Consider the following 12517-nt stretch of genomic DNA (forward strand, 5'->3'; position numbering starts at 1 on the left):
AAAAGCGAGGCAGCCTATTTTTTTATTTCTTTCTCTTAGATTTTGATATTGCCTTTTGCTGAGCTCTGTTGGCTCCAAATTTTTTCGGCTCTTTCCTTTTTGAAGGTCCACCCCAGTTTTCCTTTTTATTCTTATCCTTTTTCTCGTGAAATGCTCCTCCTCCTTCATTCAGTTTTACCTGTACAGGGTTCTTCATGATCACTTCATCTTTCTCAGAAGCAATCTTGGCAGGATTAATTTTCACCCCTTCAGGGAAATCATTAAAGATTAATTCTTTATCCATCAATAGCTCGATATCAAGAATCAAAGGCTCTTCTTTCTTCGTTACGAAAGTGATTGCTTTACCGTCTTTATCTGCTCTACCGGTTCTACCGATTCTGTGGATATACTGTTCTGGAATATCAGGTGTTTCAAAATTGATAACATGAGTAATATTGGAAATATCAAGACCTCTGGCCATAACATCCGTGGTAATCAACCCTCTGATCTCTTCATTTTCAAAACTTTTCATAGCCTTAAGCCTGTAGTTTTGAGATTTATTTGAGTGAATTACATCAAACTGACCAGGAAATAACTCATCAATTTTAGTAAAAAGAAGGTCAGCATGTCTTTTATTGTTATTAAAAATAAGCACCTTAGACATATCAGTCTTAGTCTTCAATAAATGTTCAAGTAAATTGATTTTGGTATTGAAGTTTTCAACTTTATACGCCGTCTGTTCTATTTTTTCAAGTGGAGTACCCGATTTTGCCAATGAAATTTCTATCGGACTGGCAAAATACTCATCCAACATCACATCTACAGCTTCAGTCATGGTTGCAGAGAAAAGAATATTCTGTCTCTTCTCTCTCATCATTTCAAAAATATGGGTAAGCTGTGGTCTGAAACCTAAATTAAGCATCTCATCAAACTCATCGATAATCAGTCTCTGAACTTCTTTCAGGGAAATGGCATTGTCTATGGAAAGGTCCATTACCCTTCCCGGAGTACCTACCAAAATATCGCAACCGTCATTGAATAACAGTTTTTGAGTATTGATATTTTTACCTCCATATATTCCAATTACTCTTGCAGTAGTATTTACAGTCAGTTTTTCAAGAATTTCAGCTACCTGAACTACTAATTCTCTGGTAGGAACAAGTACCAAAACAGTTGGATTCCCTGCTTTATTATATTTCCATGTTTTAAGAACTGGCAGAAGATAGGCTAATGTTTTTCCGGTTCCGGTCTGTGCAATTCCCATTACATCTCTTCCGGAAAGAATAGGCTTTATACTCTTCTCCTGAATTGGAGTAGGTTCAAATAATTCCATATCCGCTAAAACATCAAGAATTTTAACCGGCAGGTCAAAATCTGCAAAAGTGAGTTTTTCCATTTTGCAAAGATAGGTATTAAAATGTATAATGTAAAATTTAGGTTGTAAGAGGTAAACAGAAGGCGCGGTGACAGTATTGGAGAAGAGCGGGATGTAGAGACAGCAGACGGAGAGACTTGGAGACTTGGAGATTTGGAGATTTGAGACTTGAGACTTGAGACTGTATAACCAATAATCAGCAGCTTTTGATGTCAAAGATCATGTTTTTTCAGAGAATGAAATCCGGATATAAGATGTGAGATTTCAGACCTGAGTAAAAACCGGATAATCATCAGTTTTTAACCTCCTATTCTTAATTTTTAATTTATTTTAAGGCTTTTACTGCTCACTTTAATATCATCATTTTCCCATTTGCTTGAGGTAATGATGACATATCCTTTCTTTTTAGGGTCTTTTTTAATAGGAAATTTTTCGTCTTCCCACTGATTACAGTGTGTAGAGATAGGAGGAACTAAAGGTTTCCAGCCGGCTTCACTTAATGTATATGCATAAAATGGGTGCCAGCAGCTTGTGCACCATCCGGGATAAAAACCCATCTCATCTTTTCCATCATCATTAAGATCTCCCAGGTTATATAAAGCACCGTCATAGGCTGGAGAAATTATGAATGGTTGTATCTTTTTATCACTGAAATAAATAGTTGTTTCACATTGTCCGTCACAATCATCATTACAATCACTGACTTTAGTATAAGCATATTCTTTTGTTCCATTGCCATCAAAATCTCCCAATACTCCTTTTTCAGAAGTGATCTGAGCCATAAACAGTGAACTACAGAAGATAAAAGCAAGTATACTAATTGTTCTCATTGTTATTTTTGTTTTTTATGGGATAGGCGATTTTAAAGTTCAGGTTGTACGTGTATTCATCTTATAGTTCAAAAACTCTTAACTCTCCTCCTACTTCCTTGTTATTCTGAGTAAAATGACTAGAACTAAAATGACTGAAAAAACAAACCCTAACACCGCGACCAGAGAAAGCTCCCCTATCCTCGGTCCTGATTCGGAGGCAAAAACAATGGCCGTAGCAATAATATTGGCTCCCAGCACCATCGTAAGAATCAGATTGGTCACACTGGATTTTATCAGCTGATTTGTCTTTTCTATATTTTTGATTTCACTGGAAACTGTAAATTTATTTTCATCCAGCTTTTGAAGTACAGAACGGAGTTCTCTGGGAATTTCATCCACATTGTCAGTGAAATTCATCATTTTATCCAATCCTGTTTTTAAAATATTCTTGGGATTGATCTTTTTTGTAAATATTTTTTTAGTGTAAGGATGAAGACTTTTTACAATATCCAATTCAGGGTTGATATTCCTGCCCACTCCTTCTATCAGGCTGATTCCTTTAAACAGAAGATAAAAATAATCGGGCATATAAAGCCTGTTATCTTTCAGGATATCCTTCATTTTATTGATGATAACCTGAATATTAATTTCCTGCAAGGATGAGCTGTGCACAAAATTCAGAATATCTTCTACATCATTTTCAAACCTTCTTTCGTCAGGAATCTCATAGCTTATTGCCATCTTTTTGAGATAGCGAACTATTTTATGTGGATTTTTGGCCACAAAGCTTACGATCAGGTTTTCAAGAATCTCTTTATCGTTAGGCTGAATTTTACCTACTGCACCAAAATCAATGAAGACAATCTTTCCATCCTTTTTTACTAAAATATTTCCGGCATGTGGGTCTGCATGAAAAAATCCATAATCTAAAATCTGAGAAACAAAAAGCCTCAATCCGGCTTCTGAGACTTTTACAGGATCAATATGATTGGCTAAAAGAGCTGATTTATCGGTAACCTTTATTCCATCAATAAACTCCATACAAAGAATATTGTTATTGGAAAATTCTTCGTATATCTTGGGAACGTAGGTTTCTTTATTGTTTTTAAAATTAAGACGAAACTGCTGGATATTATTTTTTTCGTTGATCAGGGAAACTTCTTCCAGTAATGATTTCTCGAAAGTAGAAATGGCCTGTTTCAGGTTGAGTTTCTCTCCTATTTCGGAATAAGCAGACAAAAGCTTTTCTAAATCTTTGATGAGCAGCAAGTCATCTTCAATCACAGATTGTACATCAGGTTTTCTGAGTTTTAAGATCACCGGACTTCCATCCTGTAAAACGGCTTTATAAACCTGGGCAATAGAAGCTGTAGCCAAGGGTTCTTTCTGAATCTCCAGAAAATGGTCTTTTACAGAAATATTAAATTCATTTTCGAGAACATCTTCTACGTCCATCTCTACAGTTTCTACTTTGTCCTGTAGTTTCTGTAGTTCCTGAATCAGCTCCGGTGGCAAAAGATCTTCCCGGCTGCTAAATGTCTGTCCCAGCTTTACAAAAGTAGGTCCAAGCTCTTCCAGCACCAATCTGATCCTTTCATAAACGGTCCCTTTTGAGATGATTTCATCTGAATTGGCTGACACTTCTTCCTGTTTATTTCCCCCGTTCATTCTTGCCAGCATATCTTTAAACCCGTATTTACTCAGTACGGAGATGAGCCTGGCAGACCTTTTCAGTTTTCGTTGCTGCTTGTCGAACATAATATATCTATAATAGGTGCAATTTACTCCAAAAACCGTTCCCAAGTATGTTTTTATAAAAGTGTTTAATAAAAAAAACTGCCAGAACACTGACAGTTTTTTTGCACTCATCTTTTAGATTTATTTATCATTCTATTCTAGTCATTATCTACTACCCTGACATTTTCTGCCTGAGACCCTTTTGGACCCTGTACGATATTGAATTCTACAGTCTGCCCTTCCGACAAAGATTTCGAAGCGCCGACAATCGCTGAATGATGACAAAAAATGGTATTTTCACTTCCTTCCAAGGTAATAAAGCCATATCCTTTCTCTGTGTTATACCATTTTACAGTTCCTTTTTGCATAATTTTTTAGTTTTTATTAAAAAATAAATATAATCATTCTAAAGCAGATATTAAAAATTTCAAATACATAATCAATATTTTACAGCATTAAAACCAATCATAATAATAAAATTCTAACATTAGTGATAAAATGTAATATATTTTTCTATATTTACAGCGTACAAGAAAACAAACCAATAAAAGTATTACAAAATGAAAAATTTACGTAACAACAAACTTTCAAGAGAACAATTAAAAGGTATTGCAGGGAGTGGTATCATCATCGGTAACTGCTCACATCAGTGTTGTCCTACTGATGGAAGACCTCAGTGCCCGGGATTAATTTGCCCCGCTGTAGTATGTCCGCAGTATAAATAATAATAAATTCAGGTCCTGACAACGGATAATAGTTAAATCCGGAGAATTATCTCCGGATTTTTTTTGTTTTATTTATCAAATTAAAAAAATATATCTACAAATGGAGAATTTTGAACAATAAAAAAAGGATTTTGGATAATAAGAAAAATTCTTCTGCAACATACATTTGTATCATAATACAATAAATAGTAAAAAACCAAATTATGTTGCGAAAAATTATTTCAATAGGTCTGTTTACCATATTATTTACCATAACAGCTCAGTTAAAAGCACAAATGGGTTCTGCCAACTCAATTGCCGAAGCAATGACTTCTAAAATGGATTATTTAAATCTTACTGAAAGCCAAACCAATAAAGCTTTATATTTTAATAAAGTAGCAGCTGAATCTCTGGATACACTCGATGAAAAAGTGGGAGACAATTCCAATATCCTGAATAACAAAGCTATTTCCAGTGAATTAATAGGGATCATGGTACAGCGTGACAAATCATTAAAGACAATCCTGACACCTGAACAAATGACTAAGTTTGAAAACAACAGGATAAAAGAACTGGCAGGCTACAGAACTTTAGTGATGATCTCTTTACTGGATCTTACTGATGAGCAGATTCCAAAAGCTTATACGATCAATCTTAAAGCAGCGGAAGGTATGCAGAATGTGCTGGATAAAAGGAATAAAAGCAAGAAAAAAACAAATGATCAGGAAGCACGTCGCATCATTACTGATGGATTTAAAAGTGCCAATAAAGATTTTGAAGCTATCCTGAGCCCATCACAGTTAAAAACATATAAAGAGAATGAGCAGCTACTCGTAGATGCAGTAAAGCACAATAAAAAAGTATAAGGAAGCCCTTACTTAAACTTCTCCAATTTATTTATTCATAGATCCGTTTTTAAACCACCTCTGTTACTGAGGTGGTTTTTAAGTATTACATTTTTATACCCGTTATTTCAGGTAAGTATCATAAAGGTCTTTTCTCCTGTCATTCATGACCTGTACTGATCCATTATGATGAAGATCTTTGAGTAAGTTTAAGTCTACATCCACAATTAAGGTCATTTCCGTATTTGGGGTAGCTTCCCCTTTCACGGCATTAGACGGAAAAGCAAAATCTGAAGGAGTAAATACAGCAGCCTGTCCAAACTGGATGTCCATATTATTAACCCCCGGAAGATTTCCTACACATCCTGCAATGGCTACATAACATTCATTTTCAATAGCTCTTGCTGCAGCACAATGGCGCACTCTGATATAGGCATTCTGAGTATCTGTAAGATAAGGGACAAATAATATCTTCATGCCCTGATCTGCTAAAATTCTCGGTAATTCCGGAAATTCTACATCATAGCAAATTACCAGGCCTATTTTGCCACAGTCGGTATCAAAAACTTTAATTTCATTCCCTCCTTTCATTCCGTAATATTTTCTTTCATTCGGGGTAATATGGATTTTTCTGTATTCATCTATGCGGCCGTCTCTGTGCAGCAGATAGCTGACATTATACAAATCATTATTATCATGATCAAAAACAGGCATACTTCCGGAGATAATATTTACATTGTAGCTAATCGCCAGTTCGGAAATTTTGTTTTTAATATCCTCACTTAATTTGGCAAGTTCTATCATACTGTCTCTTTCTGAAAGTTTATTGAAGGGTGCCAGCAAAGGGGTATTGAAAAGTTCAGGGAATAATACGAAGTCTGATTTGTAGTCTCCCATTACATTGACAAAAAACTCTACCTGCTCATAAAAGGCTTCAATATTCTTAAAATGCCTCATCTGCCATTGTACCAGTCCTAAACGGATAATGCTGTCCTGCATGGTATTCGGTTTTTTACTGTAATAGATATTATTCCATTGCAGCAAAACAGCATTTTCCAGTGACGACTCGTCTTCAGGAAGGTATTTTTTCAGAATCTTTATGGGCAGAAAGTTATTGGAAAGCTGGAAGGACAATACAGGATCATAAATTTCCTTGTCTCTCACCCTGCGTATATATTCTCTGGGAGAAAGCTCATGACTGTATTTATGATAGTTCGGAATCCTTCCACCCAGAATAATTGATTTCAGATTAAGAAGCTCGCATAATTCTTTTCTGGCATCATAAAGTCTTCTTCCCAGGCGCAGCTCACGAAACTCCGGATCTACAAAAACCTCGATTCCATATAATACATTTCCTGTTGACAAATGGGTATTAAATGTATAATTCCCTGTAATATCCACATAGGTGTGGTCATCCCCGAACTCATCATAGTTCACAATAATGGAAAGCGCTACGGCAGCCAGTTTTCCATCTACTGTAATACAGATCTGACCTTTGGGAAATATCCTTGTAAGTTTTTCAATGCTTTTTTTAGACCAGATTGATTCCGACATCTGGGGATAGGCACGCTTCATTGTTACAACCAGTTCATCATAATCCTGAACACTCAGGGGTCTTGTTTCTATTTGCATTTGATGTAATTTTACCTAAATTTAGGGAAAATATTTCACTTGAGCTCTTATAGATAAAGTGCTTTCACAACCATTTATATAAATTTAACAGTGGATATAACAGCAATTTTACAAAAAGCTATTTATGCAAATATGAACTGGAAACATTCTATTTTCTTCTCCGTGATAGAAACTCTATCACATCATTATATAACTGATATAGAAATTGATAGTGAAAAAATTTATGTCCTATCCACAGAAAATAAAATCATAGGATATATTTGTCTAAATTATCCGTTAATTTTTATTGAAAACAATTATGCGTCACAAGTAGATAATATTCTTAGTGCATTTGATAGTATACAATATATCAGGGTTAAAACGCTGCATGATCAATACTTATCCATAGATCCTGATATCTATAATACTTGTTTTGATTATATGGAGAATCTAACTTCTTTTTCTGCTGAAGATTTTTATTTCTGTAATGTAACCTAAGAAATTTCACTCTAATGTTGAACAAGAACGAAGCATGAAAAGAATCTCAATAATCAACTCAATTATATCACTGATTTACATAATGTTATCAGTGTATTATCAGTCAGACTTTTTTCTTGAGTTTACTCCGGCTATTCTGCTTGTTTTAATTATTAATTTTTATATAATTCATCAGCACAACAAAAAGGTAATTTTACATATCATTAATGGCGGTCTCCTCTTAATATTAATTTATTTTTTAAGTATTGGAGTTGCTTTAAGGCAAGATTGGTAACAAAAAATCCTGCCTTTTTGGGCAGGATTTATATTGTCAATTCAATTCAAGATTATTCCCACTCAATAGTTGCAGGTGGTTTGCTTGAAATATCATAAGCTACTCTGTTGATTCCTCTTACTTCGTTGATAATTCTGCTTGAAACAGTATCTAAGAATTCATAAGGAAGCCTGCTCCATGTTGCAGTCATGAAGTCAATGGTATTAGCAGAACGAACTACTGCTGTATATTCGTAAGTTCTTTCGTCTCCCATTACTCCTACAGATTTTACAGGAAGAAGAACTACAAATGCCTGAGATACTTTTTCGTAAAGATCATTTTTATATAATTCTTCAATGAAAATATCGTCAGCTTCCTGAAGTATTCTTACTTTCTCAGCATCTACAGCTCCTAATACTCTGATTCCTAATCCTGGTCCAGGGAAAGGGTGTCTGTATACCATGTGATGAGGAATGCCCAATTCTTCTCCTACCCTTCTTACTTCGTCCTTGAAAAGCTCTCTTAATGGCTCTAATAATTCGAATTCCATATCTTCAGGAAGACCTCCCACATTGTGGTGAGATTTAATGACTGCAGATGGTCCGTTTACAGACTGGCTTTCGATAACATCAGGATAAATGGTCCCCTGAGCAAGGAATTTAGCACCTTCAATTTTGTGAGATTCTTCATCAAAAACGTGAATAAACTCGTTTCCGATAATCTTTCTCTTCGCTTCCGGATCGTCTACTCCCGCTAATTTTGAAAGGAATCTTTCCTGAGCATCTACCATTTTAATGTTCATATGGAAATGTTCTCCATATTGATCCATTACTTTTCTCCCCTCATCTTTTCTCAATAATCCTGTATCTACAAAGATACAAGTCAACTGGTCACCAATTGCTTTATGAATCAACACTGCGGCTACCGAAGAGTCTACACCTCCTGAAAGACCAAGGATTACTTTGTGGTCACCTACTTTCTCACGGATTTCTTCAACTGTTTTTTCGATATAGTTAGTCAGCTTCCAGTTTTTCTCTGCATTACAAATTGCAAAAACAAAGTTTTCCAGCATTTTCCCTCCTTCTTCGGTATGCGAAACTTCCGGGTGGAACTGAACACAGTAGATTTTGCTTTGTTCATTGGAAATAGAAGCAATTACTCCTGATTTTGCATTTAATTCAAAACCTGCAGGAAGCTCCCCCACTTCATCAAAGTGGCTCATCCAAACCACAGAGTTTTGAGTAACCCCTTTTAATAAAGAGCTCTCTTTAACGATTTCCAGGTTTGCTTTACCGTATTCTCCTTTTTCTCCTTTATTTACTTTACCTCCTAAAAGGTGAGCTGTCATCTGCATTCCGTAGCAAATTCCCAATACAGGAACTCCCTGCTCATATAATGCTTTCTCAACCAGGTGAGCATTTTCTGCATTTACAGAGCTTGGCCCCCCGGAAAGGATGATTCCTTTGGGTTGTTTTGCTAAAATATCTTGTAAAGGTGTATTGTAAGGTAAGATTTCAGAGTATACCCCCATCTCACGGATTCTTCTTCCGATAAGCTGGTTGTACTGGGATCCGAAATCTAAAATAATAATACCATTGTTCATTTTTGATGATTGATTTTTTAAAGATATCAGATGTAAGACATCAGATTTTTAGGTCTGAAGTCTGAGATCTAACATCTTATTTAATATTAACTGTTTTACAAAAAAAGACTTGGAATGTCTCCAAATCTTTTTCCGTGATTTTTATTAGAACTTTCCGATGTCTTCTCTGTAGAAGCCGTAATCGAAATGTACATGGCTTGCATCTTCGTAAACTTTCTTGCGGGCATCTTCGAAAGTAGCTCCTGTTGCTACAATGTTCAGAACTCTACCACCATTGGAAACCACTTTGTCTCCTTTTCTCATAGCCCCTGCGTATAATAATTTACTGTGGGTTACTTTATCTTCTCCTGTAATCTCGAAACCTGTTTCGATATTTCTTGGATACCCTCCCGAACACATAACAAGACATATTGCTTTTTCGTCTTTAAACTTAAGCTCAATATCTTTTCCATCCATACAATCCTGAATTACATCCAGAAGATTGTTTTCCATAAGAGCCATCAATACCTGAGTTTCAGGATCTCCGAATCTCATGTTGTATTCAAGAAGATAAGTTCCTTTTTTAGTGATCATTAATCCGAAGAAAATGATTCCTTTAAAGCTGAAACCTTCTGCTTTAAGACCTTTAACGGTAGGCTCTAAAATATTCTGTTCGAAGTCTGCATAATGCTCCTGAGTAAATTCAGGGCTTGGTGCTACTGAACCCATACCTCCTGTATTAGGTCCTGTATCTCCTTTTCCAGCCTTCTTATAGTCTTTTGCTGCAATACAAGGGAATAATTTTTCTCCGTTAGAGAATGCAATAATTGAAGCTTCAAAACCTTGTAAATATTCTTCAATAACTAAACGGATACCGGCATCACCATAGATTCTTCTGATCATGAAATCATGGATGGTAGCTTCTGCCTCTTCAAGTGTATCACAGATTACCACTCCTTTTCCGCCTGCTAAACCGCTTGCTTTGATTACTAAAGGATATTCCTGTGTCTGTACATATTCTTTAGCTTCGTTATATGAATCAAATACTACAGCTTTTGCTGTTTTGATATCATAGGTCTGCATAAACTTCTTAGAGAAAGCTTTACTTCCTTCCAAGCTTGCCACTTTTTGAGTAGGACCAAAAACTTTAAGATCGTGCTGCTTAAATTCATCCTTTAAACCGGCTACCAATGGAGCCTCAGGACCTACAATCGTTAAGTCAACTTTTTCTTTAATAGCGAAATCTCTAAGTTCTTTGATTTCTGATAAATGAACATTTTTTCCTATTACATCGGTAGTAGCATTCCCGTTGGCAAAAAACATTTTAGAAATTCTAGGGTCATTCTGAAGTTTTGCCGCCAGAGCAGATTCTCTACCGCCTTCACCTATGATTAATATTCTCATACTTTATTTATTATCTAGTCTAATTTACAAATATATAATTTTGAATGCTATAAATACAATCCCTAATTATTTTTTAATTCTATTTTAATTAGTGGAAAAAGTGTCTCACACCTGTAAACATCATTGGGATACCGTGTTCATTGGCAGCTTCTACACTGTCCTGATCTTTTACACTTCCTCCTGGCTGAATGATAGCTTTGATACCTTCCTGAGCGCAGAAATCCACGACGTCACGGAAAGGGAAAAATGCATCAGAAGCTAATACAAGATCTCCTGAGAATTTTTCTTTTGCTCTTTCAATAGCCTGTTGTGTTGCCCAGATTCTGTTAACCTGTCCTCCACCGATTCCGAAAGCCTGAACTCCGTTGGAAACAACAATAGCATTTGACTTCACGTATTTTACCACTCTCTGTGAGAAAAGTAAAGCTTTTTTCTGTTCTTCAGTAGGCTGTACCTCAGTAACTACCTTGATATCATCAGAGAAGTAAGTATCGTTATCCTGAACCAGGATACCACCGTCTACTTTTACCCAAGTCTGCTTATCAGAAACAGGGTTTACAATTTTGATGATTCTTAAGTTTTTCTTTTTTCTTAAAACTTCCAGCGCTTCTTCGTCAAAATCCGGAGCCATCACAATCTCAAGGAATGTTTTGTTCAGCTCTTCAGCTGTTGCAGCATTTATTGTGTAGTTCATTGCAACAATTCCGCCAAAGATAGAGACAGGATCACATTCGAAAGTTTTTTGGTAAGTTTCCAAAGCTGAAGTTCCGATAGCCACACCACAAGGTGTAGAATGTTTCACGGCACAACAAGCCATTTCTTCTTTGAATTCAGTAACTACTTTCCAGCAAAGGTCCATATCACGTAGGTTATTGAAAGAAAGCTCTTTACCTCCAAGCTGTTCGAAGTCTTTCATTGCCCCGTTTTCAAAAGTAGAAACATAGTAAGCTGCTGTCTGATGAGGATTTTCACCGTATCTTAAGTCAGAAACCTTTTTATAAGATGCATTTAAGTAGGTAGGATATTCCTCATCTAAAAGCATTCTTGAAATAGCAGCATCATAAGCGGAAGTAAGGTTGAATACTTTTCCTGCCAGCTTTTTACGGGTTTCGATGTAAGTATCTCCGTTTTGTTCCATTTCCAGTTTTACTGCTGTATAGTCTTCCACATCAGTAATTACAGTAACGGAGTCAAAGTTTTTTGCTGCAGAACGAAGCATTGAAGGGCCTCCGATATCGATGAATTCTACCTTTTCATGTAAAGAAATGTCTTTATTTACATTTTCAAAGAAAGGGTAAAGGTTTACGATAACCATGTCTATCAGACCAATTCCGTGTTCCTGAACGGTTTTCATGTGCTCCTCGTTGGTACGAACAGCCAGTAATCCTCCATGAACTTTAGGGTGTAACGTCTTCACCCTACCGTCCAACATTTCAGGGAAATTGGTAACCTCATCAATCTGAATGGGATTTAAACCAGCGTCTTTCAAATGTTTGAACGTTCCTCCTGTAGAGATCAACTCATAATTCTGAGCTTCCAAAAACTGCGCGAATTCAATTAATCCACTTTTGTCAGAAACACTGATTAAAACTCTCTTTTTACTCATTTTACTTTCAATTTTTTACTTTTTACAGCTATTTCAAACTGTGTCCGGGTCTTTCACCTCCGAACTTACTTTTATTTTACTTAGATTTTCTTATCAATGTATCAATCTAGT

General features: G+C 35.9%; 11 protein-coding genes. 3 read left to right on the plus strand and 8 right to left on the minus strand.

Annotation, left to right across the window (positions count from 1 at the left end):
- Positions 1-22: 22 nt before the first annotated feature.
- The 4 genes from DRF57_RS04570 to DRF57_RS04585 form a co-directional block, all read right to left on the minus strand.
- A complete protein-coding gene (locus DRF57_RS04570; RefSeq protein WP_047485309.1) occupies positions 23-1375 on the minus strand; it encodes a DEAD/DEAH box helicase in 1353 nt (450 codons plus the stop codon).
- A 299-nt stretch (positions 1376-1674) separates the two neighbouring features.
- The gene (locus DRF57_RS04575) at positions 1675-2184 is read right to left on the minus strand and encodes a hypothetical protein (RefSeq protein WP_228450210.1); all 510 of its coding nucleotides are present in this window, start codon (positions 2182-2184) and stop codon (positions 1675-1677) included.
- A gap of 90 nt (positions 2185-2274) precedes the next feature.
- Positions 2275-3924 (minus strand): ABC1 kinase family protein, encoded by a 1650-nt coding sequence (locus DRF57_RS04580; RefSeq protein ID WP_115917137.1) that lies wholly within the window; start codon positions 3922-3924, stop codon positions 2275-2277.
- 137 nt (positions 3925-4061) lie between these two features.
- Positions 4062-4271 (minus strand): cold-shock protein, encoded by a 210-nt coding sequence (locus tag DRF57_RS04585; RefSeq protein ID WP_084085984.1) that lies wholly within the window; start codon positions 4269-4271, stop codon positions 4062-4064.
- Between the two features lie 192 nt (positions 4272-4463).
- Here DRF57_RS04585 and DRF57_RS23885 point away from each other — a divergent pair, with 192 nt between their 5' ends.
- The gene (locus DRF57_RS23885; protein WP_167449345.1) at positions 4464-4628 is read left to right on the plus strand and encodes a hypothetical protein; all 165 of its coding nucleotides are present in this window, start codon (positions 4464-4466) and stop codon (positions 4626-4628) included.
- 203 nt (positions 4629-4831) lie between these two features.
- On the plus strand, positions 4832-5473 hold the full coding sequence (locus DRF57_RS04590) for a hypothetical protein (RefSeq protein WP_084085985.1): 642 nt from the start codon (positions 4832-4834) through the stop codon (positions 5471-5473).
- A gap of 102 nt (positions 5474-5575) precedes the next feature.
- On the opposite strand, the gene DRF57_RS04595 is transcribed toward DRF57_RS04590, so the two are convergent.
- Positions 5576-7084, minus strand: coding sequence for a carbon-nitrogen hydrolase family protein (locus DRF57_RS04595; RefSeq protein WP_084085986.1), 1509 nt, complete (start codon positions 7082-7084; stop codon positions 5576-5578).
- Between the two features lie 90 nt (positions 7085-7174).
- On the opposite strand from DRF57_RS04595, the gene DRF57_RS04600 reads away from it, so the two are divergent.
- On the plus strand, positions 7175-7561 hold the full coding sequence (locus tag DRF57_RS04600) for a hypothetical protein (protein WP_123863282.1): 387 nt from the start codon (positions 7175-7177) through the stop codon (positions 7559-7561).
- A 326-nt stretch (positions 7562-7887) separates the two neighbouring features.
- Here DRF57_RS04600 and guaA read toward each other — a convergent pair whose 3' ends face one another.
- From guaA to purH, 3 genes are all read right to left on the minus strand, one after another.
- Positions 7888-9417, minus strand: coding sequence for a glutamine-hydrolyzing GMP synthase (guaA, locus tag DRF57_RS04605; RefSeq protein ID WP_047485323.1), 1530 nt, complete (start codon positions 9415-9417; stop codon positions 7888-7890).
- 144 nt (positions 9418-9561) lie between these two features.
- Positions 9562-10800, minus strand: coding sequence for a phosphoribosylamine--glycine ligase (gene purD / locus DRF57_RS04610; RefSeq protein WP_047485326.1), 1239 nt, complete (start codon positions 10798-10800; stop codon positions 9562-9564).
- A gap of 88 nt (positions 10801-10888) precedes the next feature.
- Positions 10889-12406, minus strand: coding sequence for a bifunctional phosphoribosylaminoimidazolecarboxamide formyltransferase/IMP cyclohydrolase (purH, locus tag DRF57_RS04615; RefSeq protein ID WP_047485328.1), 1518 nt, complete (start codon positions 12404-12406; stop codon positions 10889-10891).
- Between the last annotated feature and the right edge of the window lie 111 nt (positions 12407-12517).

Origin of the sequence: Chryseobacterium rhizosphaerae, from assembly GCF_003385455.1 — a bacterium.
Classification (GTDB): Bacteria; Bacteroidota; Bacteroidia; order Flavobacteriales; family Weeksellaceae; genus Chryseobacterium; species Chryseobacterium rhizosphaerae.